The organism is Caballeronia sp. LZ035 (assembly GCF_031451175.1).
GTDB lineage: Bacteria > Pseudomonadota > Gammaproteobacteria > Burkholderiales > Burkholderiaceae > Caballeronia.
The window spans coordinates 802,283-825,273 of the sequence record NZ_JARUXS010000002.1 but is presented as its reverse complement, the minus strand read 5'-3'; the positions used below and the strand labels follow the sequence as shown (position 1 = coordinate 825,273).

Annotated in this window: 20 protein-coding genes and 1 pseudogene; 5 read left to right on the top strand and 16 right to left on the bottom strand. The window is 59.8% G+C overall.

The window, feature by feature from the left end; translation table 11 throughout:
* Window positions 1–113: 113 nt before the first annotated feature.
* From QCE88_RS19320 to QCE88_RS19285, 8 genes are all read right to left on the bottom strand, one after another.
* Entirely contained in the window at window positions 114–686 is a 573-nt protein-coding gene (locus QCE88_RS19320) for a sugar transferase (RefSeq protein ID WP_309905062.1), read from the bottom strand.
* Window positions 687–729: 43 nt separating this feature from the next.
* Window positions 730–2,154 (bottom strand): FAD-dependent oxidoreductase, encoded by a 1,425-nt coding sequence (locus tag QCE88_RS19315; RefSeq protein ID WP_309905060.1) that lies wholly within the window; start codon window positions 2,152–2,154, stop codon window positions 730–732.
* Between the two features lie 180 nt (window positions 2,155–2,334).
* On the bottom strand, window positions 2,335–2,676 hold the full coding sequence (locus QCE88_RS19310) for a hypothetical protein (RefSeq protein ID WP_309905059.1): 342 nt from the start codon (window positions 2,674–2,676) through the stop codon (window positions 2,335–2,337).
* A 68-nt stretch (window positions 2,677–2,744) separates the two neighbouring features.
* Window positions 2,745–4,106 carry a DUF2201 family putative metallopeptidase gene (locus QCE88_RS19305; protein WP_309905057.1) on the bottom strand — a complete coding sequence of 454 codons (1,362 nt, stop codon included), beginning with the start codon at window positions 4,104–4,106 and terminating at the stop codon, window positions 2,745–2,747.
* A gap of 442 nt (window positions 4,107–4,548) precedes the next feature.
* Window positions 4,549–5,625, bottom strand: a complete 1,077-nt coding sequence (locus tag QCE88_RS19300) for a MoxR family ATPase (RefSeq protein ID WP_309905055.1) — start codon at window positions 5,623–5,625, stop codon at window positions 4,549–4,551.
* A gap of 144 nt (window positions 5,626–5,769) precedes the next feature.
* Window positions 5,770–6,801: an RNA 3'-terminal phosphate cyclase gene (rtcA, locus tag QCE88_RS19295; RefSeq protein WP_309906516.1), complete on the bottom strand. Its 1,032-nt coding sequence runs from the start codon at window positions 6,799–6,801 to the stop codon at window positions 5,770–5,772.
* 40 nt (window positions 6,802–6,841) lie between these two features.
* The gene (locus QCE88_RS19290; RefSeq protein WP_309905053.1) at window positions 6,842–7,666 is read right to left on the bottom strand and encodes a nucleotidyltransferase domain-containing protein; all 825 of its coding nucleotides are present in this window, start codon (window positions 7,664–7,666) and stop codon (window positions 6,842–6,844) included.
* A 7-nt stretch (window positions 7,667–7,673) separates the two neighbouring features.
* Window positions 7,674–8,888 (bottom strand): RtcB family protein, encoded by a 1,215-nt coding sequence (locus tag QCE88_RS19285; RefSeq protein WP_309905051.1) that lies wholly within the window; start codon window positions 8,886–8,888, stop codon window positions 7,674–7,676.
* Between the two features lie 206 nt (window positions 8,889–9,094).
* Here QCE88_RS19285 and rtcR point away from each other — a divergent pair, with 206 nt between their 5' ends.
* On the top strand, window positions 9,095–10,681 hold the full coding sequence (gene rtcR, locus QCE88_RS19280; RefSeq protein WP_309905049.1) for an RNA repair transcriptional activator RtcR: 1,587 nt from the start codon (window positions 9,095–9,097) through the stop codon (window positions 10,679–10,681).
* 143 nt (window positions 10,682–10,824) lie between these two features.
* Here rtcR and QCE88_RS19275 read toward each other — a convergent pair.
* The 5 genes and pseudogenes from QCE88_RS19275 to QCE88_RS19255 form a co-directional block, all read right to left on the bottom strand.
* Window positions 10,825–11,515: pseudogene (locus tag QCE88_RS19275) on the bottom strand (IS6 family transposase).
* A 106-nt stretch (window positions 11,516–11,621) separates the two neighbouring features.
* Window positions 11,622–12,797, bottom strand: a complete 1,176-nt coding sequence (locus QCE88_RS19270) for a hypothetical protein (RefSeq protein ID WP_309905047.1) — start codon at window positions 12,795–12,797, stop codon at window positions 11,622–11,624.
* 74 nt (window positions 12,798–12,871) lie between these two features.
* Window positions 12,872–13,234 carry a ligand-binding protein SH3 gene (locus QCE88_RS19265; protein WP_309905045.1) on the bottom strand — a complete coding sequence of 121 codons (363 nt, stop codon included), beginning with the start codon at window positions 13,232–13,234 and terminating at the stop codon, window positions 12,872–12,874.
* Window positions 13,235–13,252: 18 nt separating this feature from the next.
* Complete coding sequence (locus QCE88_RS19260) at window positions 13,253–14,674, bottom strand: UbiA family prenyltransferase (RefSeq protein ID WP_309905044.1); 1,422 nt, start codon at window positions 14,672–14,674, stop codon at window positions 13,253–13,255.
* A 136-nt stretch (window positions 14,675–14,810) separates the two neighbouring features.
* The gene (locus QCE88_RS19255) at window positions 14,811–15,170 is read right to left on the bottom strand and encodes a hypothetical protein (protein WP_309905042.1); all 360 of its coding nucleotides are present in this window, start codon (window positions 15,168–15,170) and stop codon (window positions 14,811–14,813) included.
* An 803-nt stretch (window positions 15,171–15,973) separates the two neighbouring features.
* Here QCE88_RS19255 and QCE88_RS19250 point away from each other — a divergent pair.
* Together QCE88_RS19250 and dmeF are read left to right on the top strand one after the other, a co-directional pair.
* On the top strand, window positions 15,974–16,249 hold the full coding sequence (locus QCE88_RS19250; RefSeq protein ID WP_309905040.1) for a metal/formaldehyde-sensitive transcriptional repressor: 276 nt from the start codon (window positions 15,974–15,976) through the stop codon (window positions 16,247–16,249).
* Window positions 16,246–17,160, top strand: coding sequence for a CDF family Co(II)/Ni(II) efflux transporter DmeF (gene dmeF, locus QCE88_RS19245; RefSeq protein ID WP_309905038.1), 915 nt, complete (start codon window positions 16,246–16,248; stop codon window positions 17,158–17,160). Before QCE88_RS19250 ends, dmeF begins: the two co-directional genes overlap by 4 nt.
* 406 nt (window positions 17,161–17,566) lie before the next feature.
* On the opposite strand, the gene QCE88_RS19240 is transcribed toward dmeF, so the two are convergent.
* Entirely contained in the window at window positions 17,567–17,878 is a 312-nt protein-coding gene (locus QCE88_RS19240) for a hypothetical protein (protein WP_309905036.1), read from the bottom strand.
* A 370-nt stretch (window positions 17,879–18,248) separates the two neighbouring features.
* Between QCE88_RS19240 and QCE88_RS19235 the strand changes: the two genes are divergently transcribed.
* Both QCE88_RS19235 and QCE88_RS19230 read left to right on the top strand, forming a co-directional pair.
* Entirely contained in the window at window positions 18,249–18,440 is a 192-nt protein-coding gene (locus QCE88_RS19235; RefSeq protein WP_309905034.1) for a hypothetical protein, read from the top strand.
* Window positions 18,441–18,532: 92 nt separating this feature from the next.
* Window positions 18,533–20,647, top strand: a complete 2,115-nt coding sequence (locus QCE88_RS19230; RefSeq protein WP_309905032.1) for a phosphocholine-specific phospholipase C — start codon at window positions 18,533–18,535, stop codon at window positions 20,645–20,647.
* 110 nt (window positions 20,648–20,757) lie between these two features.
* Here the strand turns inward: QCE88_RS19230 and hyi are convergent, their stop codons facing one another.
* Window positions 20,758–21,603 (bottom strand): hydroxypyruvate isomerase, encoded by an 846-nt coding sequence (gene hyi, locus QCE88_RS19225; protein ID WP_309905030.1) that lies wholly within the window; start codon window positions 21,601–21,603, stop codon window positions 20,758–20,760.
* 65 nt (window positions 21,604–21,668) lie between these two features.
* Complete coding sequence (locus QCE88_RS19220; RefSeq protein WP_309905028.1) at window positions 21,669–22,928, bottom strand: MFS transporter; 1,260 nt, start codon at window positions 22,926–22,928, stop codon at window positions 21,669–21,671.
* Window positions 22,929–22,991 lie beyond the last annotated feature (63 nt).

Here is a 22,991-nt window from a genome sequence, read left to right as displayed (position 1 = left end):
GGCCGGTGGCCGAACACCCGACGCGCTAGCGCGGCGCATGCAAACCCGAGGCGACGATATCGGCGTGCACGCCGCGGAAGCGTTCAATATCGCCCGGTTCTTCCTCTAGCTCCTCAGGGCCCGACGATCCGGACGACTGTCAGCACGGCGATCCGGACATCCAGCAACAGGTTGAATGTCCGGATGTACTCCAGATCGTCATCGATCATGTCGAACACACTGACGTTCTTCCGCCGCGCGCGCACTTGCCACAGGCCGGTCAGTCCGGGCCGGACAACCGAGCGCGCCTGACGGATATCGGGCAGGTCGGCCAGCATCGAGATCACCAGCGCGCGCGGCCCGATCAGACTCATATCGCCGCGCAGCACGTTGATGAGCTGAGGAAGTTCGTCAATGCTCAGCCGGCGCAGCAGCCCGCCCAAGCGGCCGATGCGCGGATCCGGATCGTAGGTGAGCGTCTCGCCATTCGGCCCCCGTGTCGCCAGTCCATGAGCTTTCAGAACCGCGTCGCCGTCGCGGTGCATCGTCCGCAGCTTGTAGCAGACGAACTGCCGCTCTTCCCTGCCCCAGCGATTGGCCAGATGCAGGACCGGGCGGCCGGAGCTGAGCAGGATCGCGCCCATGGCGAGCAGGAGAAGGGGACCGAGCACGAGCAGCAGCAGCGCCGCGCCGGCAATATCGAGCAAGCGCTTGACGCGATACGACCCGCGGCGCTCGGGCGCGGCCGGCTTAATTGACCTGCTCCGGTGCGCAATACGTAGTCTCGGGCGCACCGGACATGATGCGGTGTACGACTTCCAGTCCCTGCATGTAGGCATGGTCCATATTCGACACTTCGTAGCGCCAGCCGCCGAAGCGTCCCCGGCAGAAGATGCCGAGTGGTTCCAGTTGCTCGTGAATGTCCGCCAGCGCAGCATCGCGACCTTGAAAAGGCAAAGGGTAGCCGTGATCGAGCGCTTTTTCGAAGGTGGATACGACGGCCTGATCGTCCATCAGCCCGATGGCACGGAGCCCTTGCAGCACATCACAGCGCAGCTTGTCGTCGATCATCGCAGGCTGGTCGGGTGCACGGCTGATTTCGCAAAGGATCGAATAATACGGGCCGCCGGACGGCACGTTGCCGGGCGAGAAATTCGAGGGAATCGTCACGCGCCAGAAAGGATGTGACGCGTCGGGACACTGAAAACTATGCACGCCACGATAGCGTTCCGGAATGCTCCCGCGCATACCGAAGCCGAGAAGAATCGCGGAGGATCGGCGCAATCGCTTGCCCAGACGCTGGATATCTGGCCGGTCGATGCAGCACTCGGCCAGAGTGTCGAGCGGAATGGAGGAGATGAGCGCAGTGTACGGATGATGCGTTCCGTCCGAGAGGTGAATCTGGCGCTTGCCGGTCTCGATGGCCACGATGCGGCGGCCAAGATGAATGCGTTGCGCGCCGATCCGCTCGGATGCCCGTTGCCAGATCGTCCCCATGCCGCCCTCGCGGGGATATGGCACTCGGTCGTTCCGACTCCAGGCCGGGTCGTCCGTGCGAAGGATCGCATGTTTAAGCATGCGGCGAAGGCGCACCTGCGGCACATTGTGCAAGGGTGAGCCGCTGCGCTGACGGACCCACTCGCTGCTCATCTCACGTGGATCGAGCGTCCACATCTTTCGGTTAAGCGGCTCCATGATCCGGCGCGTCAGTTCCCGGCCGAAGGAACGATGAAGATGATGATGGAAGTTATCGGCAGTCTCGGGCACCGCTCGGCGGCCGATGCCCATCGCTTTGCCCAGACGGTGCAGCAGCAGATCGGAGAAGATCGGCCATGCGTGTGCCGGCGGAAAGCGGTGCACGTGACGCTGAATGGGCGTCGGAATGAGCTTGCCGAACATATGGACACCGCGAATCGGTTCGGACTCATGCCACTCGATGTCCAGAGAACGGAGCGTTGCACTGAACGCAGCGTACTTCTCGTGAACGAACAGCACGTGTCCGCCATAGTCGAACAGGAAACCCTCGGGCGTGACGGCGGAGGCTGCGTTGCCGCCAGCGTGGTCGCGCTCGTCGATCAGGATGAATGGCGTCGAGGAATACGCCTGACGGAGCGTCAATGCGGCGCCGATTCCGCAGGGTCCCGCGCCAGCGATGATGATTGACGGACTTGCCATGCCGCTCCAGTAAGCATTGGGTGCTTTGGGTGGCCCTCTCGATAACCTGCCCAAACTCCAGCTGCCAAGATTGCGGCTTTTTGCTATCTTTCGCAACCGCATTGCCGCTGCTTTCTGGTGCGGCTTGTTGGATCGGCCACGCTTCGGTTTCAACGTCGAAAAGACGTCCAGAGAATGAGATCAAGCACAAGCGCACCAGGATGTACCGATTTGGCTGTCAATTGAATACATGCCGCTCTGAACAATCTGGCGAATGGGTATGTCGAATGGAAACTGATCCACATCGCTTCGGCTTGCGCCATCGGCAAAAACACGCCGCCATTCTCGCGCCAATGGTCCGGCAGCCCGTCGCAAAGATTCGTCCACTCGCGCAAGCGGAAAGTGGCCGAGGCCAGGAGGATGCGGATACGCGCGGTTGTCATCGGGCAGCCTGAGCGTGCGCTCGAAACTGATGGCGCAAGTCGCATCTGCGTGCACGTCGGGGAAACGGAAAACCAGTTGATCGTGTTTCAGGCTGAACATGAGGTACAACTCTTGTTTTGATTATCGATTCATCGCTTGAATTGCACGACGTAAACGCACGCTACGCCTCAGGTCATCCGAAAGACAGGCTTGGCGGTGCTCATCGGCAAACGTCCGCCGGGCGCGAGAAGAAACGCGTGGTCATGCCTGATCGTCAGGTCGGGCTCGAACTCGCCGTCCGTGATGATCAGGATTGGGCAGGTCTTCGGAAAGTCCCGACGCGACTCCAGCAAATTTACGGCAGGTTGCAGCACCGTTCCGCCGCGTCCGCGCACCGTGACGCGCGCGGCAAGGGATTCGATCGGCACATAGCCTTCGTCGTAGGCGGCTGCGTCGCAATAAACGAGTCTCACCTGTCTCACGGCCTGAGCCTGTGCATAGCCCACTACGGCGCCCAGCGCCTTGCCAAGATCACTGCGATCCATCGATCCGCTCGAATCGATCACCACGCCGAAGGTACGCGTTACCCGCTCCTCTTCGGGCAAGACGTGGCGTGGCCGAGGAATATCGGGCGTCGCAGATTGCCGGCGCGATGCACGCGCGTAAGTGCGCTGATGCAACGGCAACGGAAAGCGTTCGCGGATCCATTCGGCGAGCGGGGCTTGCCAGGGAATCGGCGGTTGCGTCAGGACGCGGATGGCTTCGACGAGTCCGCCCGGCAATTCGCCGCGCCCGCAAGCCTGGTGATAGTCGAGCCCCTGCAGCAAAGCACGCCGATAAAACTCCTCGCGATCGGAGAAGAACTTTTTCGGGTCATTGTCGAGGAGATCGCAAGCGTTGCCGCGAAACGTTGACAGCTTGCGACGCGCGCGCAGATCGCTTGCCAGCCGCAGATAAATATCCTCAGCGGCCCAACCCCGTATTTCTTCGTCGAAGAGGAGCCCGCCGGCGGGCGCCGCACCCAGATTCATCGACACCAGCCAGTTGTTGATGACGAAATCACACGCCACGTTCCATAGAAACGGATCGCGTCCCTGACGCCGCCCGGCATGGCAAAGACCGGCGTGCAACGCCTCATGCGCGATGACGAACTTGGCCTCCTCGAAGCTCAGTCCGCGCACCGGGTTGATGTAAATCTCTCCGCATCCCGGATGAATCGCCGCAATCGGAATATCCATCCGCCGACAAGTTTCGACATCTTCGATCAACTCGAATTGCATGAGCAACGATCCGAGCAGCGGATAGTGTGAAACGAGCCAGCGCCAGGCACGCGCCGCCGTGCTGTTCGAGAAGGCTCGGCCGGCGTCGCTTCGTTCCACATCGTGTTGAATCTGAAGGGCGCGCTTTGCGTTGTCGACCAGTGCCTGCGCGAACGCTTGCTCGGGATCGAACTTCTGTCCTGTCCAATATCGATGAATTCCTGTCCGCCGCTCAGGCAGCATCAACGGCACCTGCGGCGAACGAGTCAACGTCCACGCGGCGCTCAGCAACTCGCTGACGGGTTCGGCCTGCAACCGCGCCGCGATCGCTTCGAACGGCAAACGGCCCCATTGCAACGCTTCGGGCGACAGATCGATATGCTCCGGCAACTCGCCGATTTTGATTCCACGCCACCAGTGAAGCGCCGAGAGTTGCGCCGCGATATCCGACACCGGCGACGGCACTTTCAGACGCCGCGGTCCACCCAGCGCAATGACGAGCGTGGCGAGCGAAAACACGCCCAGCCATTGAGCCTCGCTAAGATTGAGCGTCTCATCGAAGACGATCAGGGTATTGCCATGAAGCTGACAATATGCGCCTCTCGGCACGCTCCCTGCTCCATACTGCCTGGTGGATCGATACCCGATCTCCTCCGATATCCTCCCCAGCAGATAGTGGGCACGCAATGTCTTTAACGCAGCACCATGCGATGGTAAGCGACGCGTTTCCGATCTACTTTTGCTCATGAGCAGCCCTGTGGTCGAGCAGACGCGGCAAGTCTCGCGCGATATCGAGCACGAACCAATCCGGCACGCGAGCGCCTGCTTCGTTTTCGGTCAGCACGAGTTGAGCGAGTTCACCGTCAATGCGCGACAGCGCTTTCAACGCGCTCTTCGCCGACACCGCGAGTTCCTTCGCTTCACGGCCAGCTTCGGCCTCGAGCGGCGGGAGCGCCTTGATGAGCACGTCCCGTAGACTCTGCGTCAGAAAATAGGCGAGGTCCCGATCTTCAGGTGCCGACGGCCAGACCGCTTCCCCCTTGAGAATCTTATAGACGCTGAAGCGATGACGAATCTGCTTGAGGAACGCCTTGAAGCCGACCGCGTGATCGCTCGTCAAGCAGCCGAACAACAGCGCGTCGAGATGATCGGGTGCGATGTCATCGCCGAATGAATGCAACGCGTCGCTCACGTAATGCCAGCTTCGTGGTGTGGAGAAAGGCTCCTCTTTTGCGGGCGGAACGTCAGTGGCGAGTTGCGTAGGCCGCGCGCGGATGTAGTCCATCACCCAGGGATGAATCCCGGCAGCTGCGCCCCACTCCAGCCATTCACGATGCGAGACCTTCAGATGCACATGAATCATCCGGTTGATCAGCGCGCTGGGCATTTGCTGGGCAAGCGCGGCGTCATGCGCACGATTTCCGGCACCGATGATGATGGACCCGGCCGGCAAGCGATATTCTCCAATCCGCTTGTCGAGAATGAGGCTATAGAACGCCTTCTGGATTTCCCGGCTGGCCACGTTTAGTTCGTCGATGAACAGAACGAAATCACGCTCGCGCACGATCATCGAAGGCGGATAAAAGCGGCTCGTGGCGCCGTCGATCTTCGGAATGCCAATGAGGTCTTCAGGCGCAAGTTGCGAACCGAGCAGCGAGACGCACTCGAGTCCGAGGCTCGCCGAAAATTGCTCGACCAGCGAACTCTTGCCGATGCCCGGCGCGCCCCAGATGAACACGGGACGCACCGGCGCGACGTTCAACAGAAAATCGCGAATCTGATGAATGGACAGCGAAATCCTGGATAACATACCTTTACCTTTTAGTTCTGATGTTGGGGTTGATGCGAAAGACGTGCGCCGTCCAACAGACGCAACGGCTTTGTCCTGCGCCCCCGCACGCGTCGCGTCTTGAAATGCATTGTTACGCCGCAATGGGACAACTTGTGTCCGGATTCAGGCGATGCCCACGCGGACGCACGAATCCGCCATCTCGTCGATCGAAATTTCGACGGGCAGAAATTTGCGAATCGTTTCTGCATTCGTCTGGAGATGCGACGAAGGAGATGCAGTCGTGAATTCGCCGCCGCCAGCCAGCGCCATCGGCAAAAGCAACTGATCAGCCAGATGCTCGCTAACCGCAGCCGGGCCATGAAGATAACTTCGGGCGCAATCGATGGCGCGATCAGCGACCGCTTCAGACGTCACGCCACGCTCGCCGAAGCTCGTAAAAATCTCCGTGACATTGGCGTGTGCGGTTTCGATCAGCAGCACGTTTCCAGGACCTTCGTTCGCCGGAATGTCGCGCGCGCTCACTTCGATACCAGTCATTCGCGCAGTCACGCGCTCCAGCTCGCGATGAGCGATGCCCTCGGGAAGACCCGCAAGCAACGCTTCCGCCTTGAGCGCCTGGAGCACGCCGCGATCCGTCAAGCTCATACGCTGCAATGCGCGAGTCGGCATGACGCTCGCGACGAGTTCGCCACCACCGGCAGGATAGAAACCATGCCGCTTCAACTCGATGACTTGCCGCACGCCCATTGCAGCCAGCAGCGGCTGCCACGTCCGAATCAAAAACTCCGCAGGCGGGGCGGCTTTATTGTGCGTACCGCCGCTGACTGCGACGTGGCTGGGCGAATCGGCGAACCAGAGTGCGGGCAACACGGTTTGCAGAACGAGCGCGCAACTTCCCGCCGTGCCGATGGCAAAACGGTAGTGGCCCCCACGAATCCTCCCGGGTGCGAAGCGAAGAGTTGACGAGCCGATCTCGTCGCCCTCCACCGTCGCGCCTGAAATTTCCGCTGCCGCCCGCACCGAAGCCAGATGCTGGCGCAGCAACCCCGGCTTGCCTCGACCCGCACGAATGCGTTCGATCCGGAAAGGCGTGGCAGTAATCATCGACAGCGTCAAGGCAGTCCGCAGCACTTGACCGCCGCCCTCGCCCTGCGCGCCATCCAGTTCAAGCAGGTCGTTCTCTCTGTTTTTCATGTCTTTTTTTATCCTTGTCGCGACCGTACCCGTTGCCGTGCTAGGCACCTCTCGCACTCAAGATCGTTTCCTTCAAAAAATCGTCGAGCGTGACATCGTCACCTGCCGCTTGCCTGAACTCGCCGGGCGGCTGTTCGACCGACAACTCCCGCTCGATGAACGCGTGGATCAACGGATAACGTAGACCATGTTCGGCTTCTCCCGCGGCCATCTTCACCGCTAGCAGCGCGTTGATTTCGTCCCGCAGGTCCGGATCCGCGACCATCACATCGGCCAGTTCGGCGAATCGCATGGGCGGCATGCCGCGACCTGCATCGACCCACTGTGCGGCCAGCAGCGGACGCAGCACGTAGAGGTATTTCTTGTGCCGCACCGTCTCGCCCTGAAGGTAGCCGCGGAAGTTTCGCTTCGCCATTGAGAGGTAGTGCCAGCGACTCTTGCGTTCGGAGAAAAAGCCCGGTGCGAGTGCGCGTAGGTGATGCGCCACAGCCGCGTTTTCACGGTACACGATGGGCGAGTCGAGCCATTCGAACAATGTCGGGTTCGACCGTCGCAACAACTGCAGCGACTTGCGCAACTCCCAGCCCGAGATATCGAGTGCGTTGTCGATCGGCACTTCGATCACGTCACGCTCGGCCTCTACGCGCAGATACCAGTCGAGCTTGTGCACATAAAGAAAACGCACGTCGTAGTCACTATCGGGCGAAGCAAAACCCCAGCCACGGCTACCGGATTCGCACGCAAACAGGATGCGCACATCGTGCCGTTTCTCGATGTCGTCGAGTTCGGCAAGCACGCGCGTCCGGACCTCGGGTGATACGGGATGCGCCGACAAAATGCCGGCAGTCTCCTGCCTGGTATTCATGGTGTTTCTATCCTTTTACGCAAACGACCTGCCGAAGCGTATGCACGATCTCGACGAGTTCCGATTGAGCCGCCATGACCGCATCGATATCCTTGTAGGCCATCGGAATTTCGTCGATCACGTGTTCGTCCTTGCGACATTCGACGTGCCGGGTCGCTTCTATCTGGTCATCGACAGTGAATCGAAGCTTCGCCTGGGTGCGGCTCATTGCACGGCCCGCGCCGTGGCTGCACGAACAGAACGCCTCTTCGTTGCCGAGTCCTCGCACGATGAAACTGCGCGCGCCCATCGAGCCGGGAATGATGCCCAACTGCCCTTTCTGCGCCGATACCGCGCCCTTGCGCGTCACGAGCACTTCGTGGCCGAAGTGCGTTTCCTTTTGCACATAGTTGTGGTGGCAATTCACTGCTTCGACATCGGTACCGAACGGCTTCGCGATCACCTTGCGCGTGGCGGCAAGCACGTTTTGCATCATCACCGCGCGATTGCGGCGTGCGAAGTCCTGCGCCCAGCCGACAGCCTCGACGTAGTCGTCGAAGTGCTGGCTGCCTTCCTCGAAATACGCCAGATTCCGGTCTGGAAGATTGGCGATGTGCTGCCGCATATCGGACTGCGCCAGTTCGATGAACAGGCTTCCGATCGCGTTGCCTACCCCGCGTGACCCCGAATGCAGCATGAACCAGACGCGGTCTTCCTCGTCGAGACACACTTCGATGAAGTGGTTGCCCGTACCGAGCGTCCCCAGATGCTTGTGGTTGTTGCTCTTCTCGATACGCGGATACTTTTCCACGATGCGCCTGAACCCGGCGTGCAGGTCGCCCCACATCGAATCGACCAGTTCGGGCGGCGTGTCCCACGCGCCTTTGTCGCGCTTACCGGGATTGCGCCCATGAGGCACGGCAACTTCGATTGCCGAGCGCAGGCCGGACAGGTTGTCGGGCAGATCGGCAGCTTTAAGGGTACTGCGCGCCGCCATCATGCCGCAGCCGATGTCGACACCCACGGCCGCCGGGATAATGGCGCCAAGCGTCGGAATCACGCTTCCGATGGTCGAGCCCTTGCCCAGATGCACATCCGGCATGACGGCCATATGTTTGAAGATGAACGGCATCGAAGCGGTATTCATCAACTGGGTGCGCGCCTTGTCTTCGACGGGTACGCCCTGAGTCCACATCTTGATGGGAGCGCCGTTCGGCACGGCGAGCGTGTCATGGGTTTTCATGGGTTTTTCTCGTTTTTGAATGGTGGCGTATGGAGCCGCGTCACCGTCACTATGCGAGATATATGCCAGTGCGGCCCGATGCCAATGCGGTCGGTATAGACGCCTGTTTTCAAAGAGGTTTTTTGCGTATCCTCCCGAATCATAGGATATGCACGCACTGAATTTGCGATAAACTGAGCTAGCCATTTATCTTTAAAGATAAACTCATGAAAAGAAAGGTTGTGTTTGGATTTGTCGGCACTGTGCTCGACTACGTCGGCAAGGGTCGGGATCGTTGGGACAAGTGGCGGCCAACAATCAGCCTGTGCCAACAGGAAGACCTGGTAATCGATCGGCTGGAGTTGCTCCACGACCAACGTAGTCAACGCCTTTTCGAGCGCCTGAAGGCCGATATCGCCAGCATTTCTCCGGAAACCGAGGTGGTCAGCGTCGAGGCCAACTTGCGTGATCCCTGGGATTTCGAGGAGGTCTACAGCACGCTGCATGACTTCGCCCGCGGCTATACGTTCGATACCGAGACCGAGGATTACCTGATCCACATCACCACCGGTACGCACGTTGCCCAGATCTGCTGGTTTCTGCTGGCTGAAGCGCGCTACCTTCCGGCCACACTCCTGCAGACTTCCCCGCCGCGGAGAAAAGAGTTAGGCGAGGTGGTCGGGAGCTATGCGGTCATCGATCTCGACCTGTCCCGTTACGACAAGATCGCGACCCGCTTCGCTCGCGAGCAATCCGAGACGCTGTCGTTTCTCAAATCCGGAATCGCCACGCGCAACGCCGGGTTCAACCGGATGATCGAGCAGATCGAACGCGTCGCTGTGCGTTCACGCGCGCCCATTCTTTTGTGCGGCCCCACCGGCGCGGGCAAGTCGTTTCTCGGGCGACGCCTGTACGAACTCAAGCGGGCGCGGCATCAGCTGAGCGGGCGTTTCGTGGAAGTGAACTGTGCGACCCTGCGCGGCGATCACGCCATGTCGGCCCTGTTCGGTCACGTCAAGGGCGCTTTTACTGGCGCGCAAAGCGAGCGAGCCGGCTTATTGCGCAGCGCGGACGGCGGCCTGCTGTTTCTCGATGAAATCGGCGAACTGGGACTCGACGAGCAAGCCATGTTGCTGAAGGCGATCGAAGAGAAGCGCTTTTTCCCGTTCGGTAGCGATCGCGAAGTAACGAGCGATTTTCAGTTAGTCGCCGGCACGGTGCGCAACCTCAAGCAGTGGGTGTCCGAGGGAAAATTCCGGGAAGATCTATACGCGCGAATCAATTTATGGACCTACGACCTTCCGGGACTCGCCGAACGCACCGAAGATATCGAACCCAATCTCGATTTTGAACTCGTTCGCTTCGCACGTGAACAGGGCGAACAAGTGCGGTTCAATGCGGAAGCCCGCCGTGCCTACCTTGCCTTCGCCGCGTCCGGTGCGGCAAAGTGGCCAGGAAATTTTCGGGAGCTTTCGGCCTCGGTCACGCGGATGGCGACGCTGGCCGAAGCAGGCCGTATCGATCAGCAAAGCGTCGAGGAAGAGACTGCACGGTTGCGGCTGGCGTGGAGCGGCGAGACGCCCGGCGCCGTGGAAACGCTGCTCGGCGATGCCGCTGACGCCCTCGACCTGTTCGACCGGATGCAATTGGAGAACGTCCTTAGCGTGTGTCGCCAGGCGGATTCATTGTCCGATGCAGGGCGGAAGCTCTTCGATGTATCCCGGCAAGAAAAAGCCAAAATCAACGACGCAGACCGCCTGCGTAAGTATCTGGCCAGATATCAACTGGACTGGCAACGCCTGAAATCCTGTTAGCGCATGAGCGAACGAGCGGAAACCATCCGGACATCATCCGGACACGTCCATGCTGTGACCCCTCCAGCATCATCCGGCAGGACGCATGCTGGCATTGTCAACTTATCGAGACTGGGTCGTAAAAGCGGCAGGAAGAGCGTGCTTCAGAAGGAGTGGAGCGGATTTTTGGCGAGTCCGGTGAATTCACGCCAGGCAACAAACCGGGCAGCGAGTTGCTTGCAATAGCGCGCAGCGCGCAACAGATGCCGCTTGAGCCCGAAATGTTGTCGGATCGGTCCAAAGCCCGAAAGGAATTCCTGTGTGCGTTTCAAGTTACGAAATCCACGCAGGCGACGGTCCCGTTCGCGCGTCGGTTGATGGTTGTTCTCGGCCCGGTTGTCAGCCGGGCCGCAGCGTTGACGAACACATGCTTCACGTTCGCAAGTCCCGGGATCTCGGCTTTGGCCGCCGGGTAGCCGCGCAACTGATAAGTGACGATCTTGCGTGAAACAGGATTGGAACGCAGCACACGCCGGAAGAAGCGTTTGGCCGCTGCTTTGTCGCGCCGCTTTGCAGTAGGACGTCGAGTTCGTCGCCGTGCTCGTCAACCGCCCGCCAAAGCAGACGATTCTCCACGAAGCGTGACGAACATTTCGTCGAGATGCCATGTACTGCCCGGCTTTCGCCGCGCCGCTTTGACGCGATGAGCAAAGCCCTTACCAAACTTGTCATACCGGCATCAGGTGGTCTCGTATGTCACGATCACGCCGCGCTCGAACAGCAGCTCTTCGATGCCGCGCAGGCTCACCCAGCCGGAAAGCGGTGACCGTGATAGAGCGATTTCGATATCTTCATCGCGCAATCTATCCGACCGGCCTTGTCACCTGACAACGCCGCTGAAAGGCTTATTGAGCCGGCCGAGTTCTCGAAAAATACAGGAGGACCACCGCGTGCAGGCACCTTAGCGCGTGGCCACCTCCGGCTGCTTATGCGATAAACTTGACTCCAGATCCTGCAGGCCTGATTCAACTCTTGACTCGTTGCGGGTGTGCGCATGTGCTGCGGACAAGGCCACTGAGATTGTCGCGCAAACCACGAGTGAGAATGTCATCCACATGAAGCTCAGGTTGCGAAGCTCGTCTCGGTAGCAGAAAGCGATGAAGAGTGGCACGGTCAGGACGATACCAATCAACCCCTGCTGCCGAGCGTGCCTCGGCAGACCCTGCCAGCCCGACTTGAAAACCAGAGCGAACAACAGCAGATTCAGGAGATTGAATCCTTTGGTCGTCAACATCCCGTAGTTGATCTCCGTTCTCAGATAGTTGCGCGGGTTGAGCAAATACTGAAGATGTGACGACAACTGAAACTCGATGACGCCGCCGTCGTTGAGTGCGTACTTGTGCTTGATTGCCATGTTCACCAAGGCCGCCAGGACAAGCAATCCCCCCGTAGTGAGCGCCGTGCGCTTGATCGAGAAGCGCGTCATCATGAGCGGCATCAACGTCAGGAGAAAAAGGAGGTAGGATTCCTTGTTGAGCGTGGCGACGATCGTGACGATCGCGAGCATGACCGTCTTCCCCCTCGCGGCGAGCAAGGTACCCAGTGCCATGAACATCAGCTCCGGCATGTCATAGAAGTATCCGCCCTCCGTCTGGATGAGCGGAAAGATCAAGGCAATCACGAGCGGAGTCAGCGTCGCGGCCGTCTTGTCGAATTTCATTTCCAGACACACCGCGCGGACCAGGAACATGGCCATGAACATCGAAACGAAAGACAGCGCATAGACGACGAAGTAGCGCAGTGCGTAACGCGGATTCGCTGCATCGCTGGCATTCGGAAAGTATCGATGGATCGGGTTCGACACGGGCGGATCTTCTGCAAGCTTGTTCAAGAAGCTCGCTTGTACTCGCTCCGGAATCAGCGCGCCGACCTCATTGGCAACCATGGGCAATAGCTGGCGATAGACGAAGGGACGGTCCGCTGTTCCGTCGAGCATCATCGGGAGGGTGTAGCGTGTGCCTTCCGAGAATTGCCACTTCAGCATGAACCCGCCGAACGACGACGCGGCGGCGATATAGTAGATGAAAACTAATAAAATCCAACCGCTGAGACGCGAAAATCTGGATTGCTGCAACATTGGAACGCCCTCGTTTTCTGTTTGTTATTCAAGGAAAGACGTGAAACGGCTTGCCGGTATAGGCTAACGACGCGTCATGCCGTCGCGGAACTCGGAGCGTAAAGCAACAACACACTCACGATGAGAAGCGCGGCGCCGGCGAGTGTGCGTGGCGAAGCGCTCTCCCCCAACGCCGTGCCCAGCAGCATGATCTCAAGTATCGTGACAGCGACCATCATTGGATAGGCGACGCTTAGTTCCAGGCGTTTCAACGCGATAGCGTACAGAATGAATCCGGCTCCGTAAGCACCCAGTGCGCCCAGTCGGTACAGCATCGGCCGAGTGATGAGGTCGAAAAACATCGTGCCACTATTCGCCGGCAGTTTCCCGGCCACTCGAAGAAGAATACTGGCGAGCGCACTGCAAGAGCCGCTGAGCAAGAGCGTGATATATGGCATGGTGATTTGGATCGGCAATTAGGCAGCCACAACGACCGTGGCGACGCACAGGAAAAAAACGAGCAGACTCAGACGGTTCTTGACCGCGTAGACAATCGGGTCGTCATGCATCTCGCCGCGGAATGCGAGCATCCACGCACGACTGATCCAGTACAGCAACAGGCCGAAGAGGATCCACAGCGCATGTGGGTGGTGATACAGAATCCGCACATCGGATGAGTTCACATAGAGCGCGAGAACGAGCACCGCGACATAGCCCGATGCAGTTCCAAATGAACGCAAGATGCCGAGGTCCTGCGTAACGTAGGCTCGGCCAGAAGCAAAGACCTTTCCGTTACGGAGCAACGCATCGAGTTCGGTGTAGCGTTTGATCATGGCGAGGCTGAGGAACATCAGCACGGAGAACATGATGAGCCAGTCCGACAACGGAATGTTGCCTGCAGAACCGCCAGCGACAATGCGGATCGTGTAAAGGCCGGCCAGGGCGAAGACATCGACGAGCAGGAGTCGCTTGAGTTTGAGCGAGTACAGAAGCGTGGCCGCGAAATAGCCTGCGATGACAAGCTGGAATTCCTGATCAAGCAGCAATGCAAGCGCCGCAGCAACGGCCAGCAACAGCACGGTAAGTACCATGCCGCATTTGAGCGGCAATTGCCCCGATGCGAATGGCCGGTTTCGCTTTTTCGCGTGTCGGCGATCTGCGTCCAGGTCGAGCATGTCGTTCAATAAATAGACCGCCGAAGCGCAGAAACTGAAGGAAAGAAAGGCGATCACCTCAGCGAGGACTGCTTTTGAGTCCGTGAAGCGATGTGACGCGAGCAGTGGAACGAAGATCAGCAGGTTCTTCACCCATTGATAAACGCGCATCTCCTTCAGAACAAGCCAAAGGAGCGAGCGTCTCTGTTCAAAAAAGACAATCGTGGTGTTTACCTTATTAGCCGCTGCGGCGATATGCCGATTACCGACTACGATCGCCTGACGTGCCTCTTTCCAGACCGGCAAGTCGGCTTTCTCGTTGCCGCAGTAGTCGAAGCCGCGCGGGCCGAATTTTTCAGTCAGCGCATGAGCCTTTTCTGAACCCTTGAGGTTGAGCTTTTCGCCGCTTGCGAGCACGCCCTTGAACAAGCCAAAGTGGGTGGCGATCTGATCGACGAACTGTCGGTTCGACGCGGAGCAAAGGTAGAGATCCCGTCCGCTTTGACGTTGCTGTTGAAGATACTCGATGAAGGTCGCGTTGTAGGGCAGCACGGACACATCGATGGCGATGCGCCTTGCAATCTCGGATTTAAGGTAAGCCTTGCCGCGTAACAGCCAGACGACGCACAGAAACACGTACATCGGATTCTTCTTCATCAGCACGAGGAAGGACTCAACCAGCAAGTCCGTTGGTGTCAGTGTCCCGTCCAGGTCCACGCATAATGGAACGCCTGCTCCCGCCATTTCAGCTCCGTCTCACGAGTTGTGACTCTCACGACATGGTCCGCGAGTCGTCTGATTGCTATTCTTTACATTTGATTGCCAGAGGTCTCGCCGGCATCGGGAGACCTTTCGGATCAAGGCGTCCGCGAGGAAGCCGCTAGGCAGGAGGTGCGGCCTTGTAGCGGAGCAAGGTCCTGAGGATTACAAGCGCGGCCAGCAGCCAGATCCAGCTCCCGACAAAGCGCCATGCGGGAATCCTTAGTGCCTCGAGAATCGTCAAGAACGTGGCGACCACAAGGAAAGCGTCCACGGCGCTCAAGAGGCCAGGGCTGAGTGCTCGGGCTAAACAATGGCAGGCATAAGCTGCGACAAACAATATCGCAAGGCTTGCGACTATTCGGCGAAATGCCGGGGCAATATCCGGCAGCGCGCCGAAGCTTCGGCTTTCCGTCGGCGCATCAAAACCGTCTATGGCCCGCAGCGAAGGCTGCAGGCACTCCCCGTGATCTCGCCTCATGTTCTTTTATCTCTTTATTTTTATGAATTGTGTGCTTACCTGTTTTCCACATCAGCGCGCTGGCGCACGTTCCAGATATCAATATTCGCAGGGGTTTGCGATCGCGGCTGGCTCACGCAGAGTCCGCGCGTTCGTTCTTGAAAGCCGCAGCGAGTGACGCGGCGTCGCGCCACCAAGCAGGTTGATTGCAGATCGGATATATAAGCGTGTCGTCAAACCGGGCTCTGCCAGCCTTAAAGTTTCCCCGCAAATCCTTGCGCTCGACAATCGTCTAGAACAGAACAGCCGCTGAAGCGACCTTTCCTCGCATGATGTTCACGCGCGCGACGCTATCAAGGGCGCATTTCGAACGCAGCTTGTTCGACACTTCCGATTGTCGGGAGCGCGCTTCGACGCAGCGCGGCTGTTCCGTTGCGACGCTGTTGATTGTACGTTCGAGGAAACGGACGCAAGCGATGCGAATCTCACGCGCTTCACCGCGCGCAGGACCTCCCTGAAGGGCGTGGTTTTCTCCGGCACGGCGTTCGTCCAGACGCGCTGTCTCGATGCCGACCTGAGCCGCCAGCGCTTTCCCGAAAGCGATTTGTCGCTGTGCCAGTGCATCGCCGCGGTGCTGAACGGCACGGAATCCAGGAATGCACAACTTGTCCAGACGCGCTTCGACGGCGCGGTGCTCGAAGTCGGTGCTTCACGAACGCGAGCGGCCGCTATGCCCGTTTCCCGTCGGTTCGCGCAATCCGGAACGTCGATTCGTCCCGCTGGCCAATCGCATGCTAGACTGTATACCCATAGGGGGTATGCGTATGTCGCATTTGATCGGAAACAAAGACGTTTTACTGAAACGAGTCCGGCGCATAGCGGGCCAAGTGCAGGCAATCGAGCGTTCGCTCGAATCAGAAGCAGATTGCGAGAAGGTCCTGCATCTCGTCGCCGCGACGCGCGGCGCCATGAACGGACTGCTGGACGAAATAATCGAAGCGCACGCGCGCGAACATGTTGCCCATCCCGACTTGACGGCAAAAGAGCGTCAAGAGGGAGTCGATGCACTACTCGAGGCCATTCGGCGATACACGAAATGACAGGATCAGAATCTACGGAATTCGGGCACGCTCACTCGTTCCTGGGAAACTCGCACGATGAGAATGCGCGCCGGACGCGATCGGTGGTTGCATTAACGTTCATCATGATGATCGGTGAGATTGTTGCCGGTTACATGACCGGCTCAATGGCGTTGCTGGCCGACGGCTTTCACATGGCGACTCATGCAGGAGCGCTCGGAATCGCAGTCTTTGCGTATCGCTACGCGAAGCGAAACTCCAGCAATCGCAACTTCAGCTTTGGGACCGGAAAAGTTGGTGAACTGGCAGGATTTGCGTCTGCGCTCATCCTTGCGCTCGTGTCGCTTGGAATCGGAGTCGAGTCGGCTCTCCGGTTGATCCATCCCGCGGACGTTCAGTTCGGGCAAGCCACAATCATCGCCGTAGTTGGACTCGCAGTGAACATCATCAGCGCTTTGATGCTCTCGGGTGGCAGTCACCATCAGCATCATGACCATCATCACGGTCATTCGCACGCATCTGACAATAATCTCCGGTCGGCGTACGTGCATGTGCTCGCAGACGCTCTCACGTCCATACTGGCAATTGGCGCACTACTCGCCGGGCGCTACCTCGGCTGGGTGTGGCTCGACGCTGTCATGGGCATCGTGGGGTCTGTCGTCATCGCTCGTTGGGCGTGGACACTCATGCGTGACACGGCTGGCGTGCTGCTCGACAAAACGGATCAACATGTTGCACAAGAAGTTCGGGATATTCTGGCGTGTCACAACGACGCGGAATTGGCGGACCTTCATGTATGGCAGATCGGCCCCGAGGCACGAGCGGCCATCGTGAGTGTCCGAACTCGACGTGGCGTGACGGCTGAGACGCTTCGGGAACGCCTGGCACCGGTCCACGAAATCATGCATCTCACGATCGAAACTGTTCGCTGACTTCTCATGTCGGCAGTCCGGGTTTCCTCTGCTCGTGCCGATAGCGTCACGAATATTTGCGCCGCCTGATATTCGGCCTTGTGAATGTCTCTTGCGTGGAATGGACGGCCGCTCGAGCGACGCTGCGCGGACCGCGGCGAGCGGCTGAAACTGGCCGAGCCCTGCCGATGCTCGATGTGCGTGCTTCGGCCATTCTCGACGTTCGACGTTCGTCCGCTGCGCGGCTGCAGCTCGCTGCATTGCTGTCATTCGCGACGCAGCGCGGTAAAACGTTGATATCTTGACCGGCGAACGAGTCTTCACGACCCGTTGCGGACCTTCGACTGGCAAAGGGGTAATGACGCGTTGGCACCTCCACGCGGGCTTCAAAACCCGGCCTACAAAGTCATCCCCCGACCGAATGGCGTCATTCGCGCCTGGCGCTTGTTGTCTCCTTGAATTCAACATTCTCGATGACTTCCCCCTCGGGTGTAGAACTGCCCGCGCGCTCGCGAATCAACCTGCGCAGCTCACGCGTTTTCCACCAGATGTAAGCGCCAAACAGCAGGCCAACTGCCAGCAGGATGACCAGGAGAAAGAGCGAGACGAAGAACGCCGCGACGAGCACGGCGCACCCGACTATGGCCGCAAGAACCTTGACCAACAGGCCCGGTGCATCCCTTTGCAGCCCGGTTCTGTTTTGATCGGGAATGTATTTTGGTTCGTCGTCGGATTGCATGTGATCTCGCGTGGTCAGGGGGCTGCAAAATTGCACCGGCATTCCCTACGACCGCAATCGATCGAACAGGTTCTGCAGTTTCGCGCTTGCCCTTCCTGGAAACGATAACGATAACGCTTCCCCGCCACGACGGCCACATTGCGCGACGTCTCGGGCAGACCAATGCTTCCCCGGAAGATGTCTCGCTCGAAAGCCGATAAGCCTGCGCACCAATCAACCCGCTCCGACTGACGAAAGGGTTTCGTCAGTTTTGTTCAGTGGCTGTGTAACATTTAGAAACTATCGTTCCGGTGGCGATCGTGCCTCACGGCATTCGCCACTGGACGCGATCCCGCGTCCGCTGATTCCCGCTCTATCGAGGAGGACACTCATGCAGATGCCGGCTCTTCGGCTCGTGGTCACCATCGGCGCGCTTGTCGCCACCGCCGCGCTCGGCGCGTGCCATGGCGACGACGACCCCAATCCCAGCGCGACCCCTGCCGCCAAGGCAGCGTGCGGCGGCGCGACCGTCGGCAACGCCGACATGCACTGCCCGCCCGGCTTCACGCAACCCAAATCCTGATGCATCGCGCACTGCTGCTGCGTTGACGGGCGAGCCGTTGCGCGCACAGCGAGCCGTCGTCACTTGCCGAACCCACCCTACCCACCGTCCTCATGGCTATCCAATCCAGACGCGACTTCCTGAAGTTCTCCGCCGGGCTTGCCGGCGCGACCGCTGCCAGCGCGGTGTTCCCCGACGCAATCCGCAGGGCTCTCGCAATCGAACCGGCGAAAGTCACCGGCACGATCCAGGACGTTCAGCACGTTGTCGTGTTCATGCAGGAAAACCGGTCTTTCGATCACTACCTCGGCCACCTCTCAGGCGTGCGGGGCTATAACGATCGCTTCCCTACGACACTGCCGAACGGCCAGCCGGTCTGGTTCCAGCCGCGTCAGGAAGACAAGACGAATGTGATCGCGCCTTTCCGCTATGACACGACCAATCCGTCGATCAACGCGCAATGTATCGGCGGACTTCCGCACACGTGGGCGACGACCCACGGTGCCTTGAACGGCGGCCGGGCCGACATGTGGGCCACGCAGAAGACCAACATGACGATGGGCTACCACGTCCGCGACGATATCCCGTTCCACTACGCGCTCGCCGACGCGTTCACGGTGTGCGATCAGTACTTCTGCTCGATCCCCGGCAACACGCACCCGAACCGCATGTATCTGATGACCGGCATGGTCGATCCGCAAGGCACAGGCGGCGGCCCGCTGCTCGACAATATCGACTACGTCGACAATCAGTTCGATACGATCAAGCTGAACCCGTTCACGTGGACGACGTATCCGGAACGTCTGGAGACGGCGGGAGTGTCGTGGCAGGTCTATCAACAGGGCACGGACTTCGACAATTACACGGGCAACTACGGCACCAACATGCTGGCGTGTTTTCAGAACTTCGTGAACGCGCCTGCCGGTTCGTCGTTGCAAACTCGCGGCATGAGCACGCGCACGCTCGCGCAACTGAAAACCGACGTGCAAGCCGGCAATCTGCCGCAAGTGTCGTGGCTGCTGCCGCCCGCCGCCTATTCCGAGCACCCGAAGTTCACACCGCTCTACGGCGCGAACTACATCTCGACGATTCTCGACGCGCTCACGTCCAACCCGGACGTGTGGGCGAAAACCGTACTGTTCATCATGTACGACGAGAACGACGGCTTCTTCGATCACGTCGTGCCGCCGCAGGCGCCGACTCTGCCGAATACGGGCGCAAGCACGGTGGATATCACGCTCGAACGCCACACGCTCGTCACCGCGACCCAGCAAGGCACGTACACCGCGGACAACCTGCCGTACGGTCTCGGCCCGCGCGTGCCGATGTTCGTCGTGTCGCCGTGGTCCAAGGGCGGCTACGTGAATTCGCAAGTGTTCGATCACACGTCGGTGCTGCAATTCATCGAACAGCGTTTCGGCGTGAAGGAGCCGAACATTTCGCCGTGGCGCCGCGCCGTGTGCGGCGATCTGACCACGGCGTTTGACTTTACCGCGTCCGATGCGACCGTACCGACGCTGCCGAGCACGTCGGCCTACATCTCGCAGGCCGACATGCAATGCGCGCGTCCGACCGCGCAAACGGCGCCGGGCGGCACTGCCGCGCAGACCGTGGCCGCGCAGGAATCGGGCACGCGCCGGTCGCGCCCGATTCCCTACGAACTACACGCGAACGGTGTGCTGCAAGCGGGCGGCTACGTCGTGACGTTCGCGAACACTGGCAAGCAAGGCGCGCACTTCTGGGTCTACACGGCGGACCCGAGCGGCACGCCGCGCCATTACACGGTGGAAGCGGGCAAGCAGCTTTCCGACAACTGGCCGCTCGATGCAAACGGCAACTATGCGGTGAACGTCTATGGCCCAAACGGCTTTTATCGACGCTTTGCAGGTTCTTCTTCCGCCGACGCAGCCCTGCATCCGGAAGTGACGACGTGCTTCGACGTCGCAAACGGCAATCTGTATCTCGCGCTCGCCAACAACGGTACGACGGCGATGACCGTGACCGCCGCGGACAACGCCTATGGGCAGCCATCGCAGACGGTCACGATCGCGGGGGGCAAGAGCGTCGAAGTTCACTTCGACCTTTCGTGCAGCGCGCAGTGGTACGACCTGATGGTCTCCGTTGCGGGCAACGGAACGTGGACGCGTCGCATTGCGGGTCACCTGGAAACGGGCAAGGCGAGCCTGACCGATCCCGCAGCCACGCAGCCGACTGTGAAGGCAATCTGAGCAAAACGGATCGCATGCTATCCAGTTGAAGATCAGATCAGCTCGACGACAGCCGCCTCGCACTTCGAGCAGCTTGATCATCCATGCCCGCGGGGCATGGATGGCGCCCGTCAGTCCGACGTGTGTGTGCAAGACAGCGCCCTTGCGGCTGACCCCGTCCGGGCACCCGGCTCGCTCGACGCTGCCGAACCAAAGCACCATGCAAGCCCGTCCTCAGTCCGTCCGCGCGGAATGTATTCGCCTGCCACCCAGCCTTCGTAACCGAGTCGATCCAGCATGGCGAACAGGAATGGATAGTGAATCTCTCCAGTGCCGGGTTGATGCCGCCCAGGATTGTCCGCGACCTGAATATGTCCGATGCGCGGCAGCAACCTCGAGATCGTCGGGATCAGATCGCCTTCGCTGCGCTGCATGTGATAGACGTCGTATTGCAGCCAGAGATTCTCGCCTCCCGCATCGTCGATGGCGCGTAACGCGGCAGCCGATGTATCGATCAGGAACCCCGGCACATCGTGGCGATTGCATGCTTCCACCATGAGTCGGATGTCGTGCTGCGCCAGTTCACGGGACGCGAAGGCAAGATTGTCGGAGAGGCATCGCCATGCATCTGCCGACGCCACCCCTGCCGGAACCACGCCCGCCAGACAGTTCAGTTGCCTGACGCCCAAGGTCCGCGCATAGTCGATGGCCAGCTTCAAGCCGTCCTTGAACTCATCGACTCGCGCGGGGTCGCAGGCGACGCCCCGATCCCCTGCCGCCCAGTCGCCGGCGGGAAGGTTGTGCAGGACCGGTTCGAGCCGTTGCGCCGCGAGCCGCCGCCTGATCTCGCCGGCGTCGAACGCATAGGGGAACTGGAACTCGACAGCCTGGAATCCCGCCTTCGCCGCGGCCTCGAAACGCTCCAGAAAAGGAACCTCGGTGAACATCATGGACAGATTGGCGGCAAAGCGAGGCATCACAACTCCTGATCGGATATCGGGTTGAGCAATGGATGTGGGTCGAATCGAACCCGAAGCGGGCGCTATCGCGTGCCCGATGTCGCGCGGCGCGAGACTGGCCGCATCGCGACGATTGCAATCGAGCCGACAAACAGCAACGCGGCCAGATAGTATTGCCCTGCCGCCAGGGTTCGCGTGGTCTCGTTGAGCCAGCCGATGATCATGGGGCTGATCACGCTTCCTATGCCGGCAAGGGTGGTGATCGCCGCGATACCGCCCGCCGCAGCCTTTTCGCCGAGGTATTCGCTCGGCATGGCCCAGAAAGGCGCCATCATGGAGAAGGTGCCAACCGCGGTAATCGTGAGCACGAGCAGAGAAAGTGCCGCGCTCGAATTCGTGAAAGACAACGCACACCAGCCCAGCGCCGATACGGCCGCGCCCGTCACAGCATGCCAACGGCGTTCCTTGTGGAAATCGGAATGCCTGGCGACCAGATATTGCCCGACGAACCCTGCGGCGAATGGCATGGACGACATCATGCCAATCGTCCACACGTCCGTCACTCCGGTACGGCGAATGATGGAAGGCAACCAGAAGAAGAAGTTGGAGGTGCTGGCAAGCAAGGCTACCGCCATCACGGTCAGGCAATAGACCTGCGGCGAACGCATCGCGTCCAGGAACGACTTCGCGTTGTCGGCGCGCCTGGCGTTGCGATCCGCCTCCAGATCGCGTTCAATGACCGCCGCCTCGGCTTGCGTCAACCACCTGGCCTGCGATGGACCGTCGCACAGCACGCACAGAACGATTACCACCAGGACCAGCGCGGGCATGCCTTCCAGAAAAAACAGCCATTGCCATCCATGAAAGCCGCCCACGTTTTCCATCGAGCGCATGAGGATGCCCGAAATCGGTCCGCCGATGATCCCCGAGATGGGAATGGCGGCGACGAACATCGCAGTAAAACGTGCCCGCCGTGCTTCGGGAACCCAATAGGTGATATAGAGCAGCACGCCGGGAAAGAGCCCGGCCTCGGACGCGCCCAGCAGGAATCGCCAGAAAAGAAAGCTCTTCGGTCCGCTCATCGCGGCGAGGCCGCAGGAGCAGATGGCCCAGAGCGTCATGATGCGGATGAAGGTCCGGCGAGCGCCCACCCGGCTCAGCATCAGATTGCTTGGAATCTCGAAGATCATGTAGCCCGCATAGAAGATCCCCGCACCGACGCCGAACAGCGTGTCGGTGATACCAAGATCCCGCATGAAGCCCAGCTTCGCGAAGCCGACATTCGACCGGTCGATGTGGGCCACGACATACATCAGCATCAGCACCGGCATCAGCCGCAGCATGACCTTGCGATAGACGAGGTCGCTCGAATGGCTTGCCGAGCCTGTTTCGGCAGCCGTCGGCGA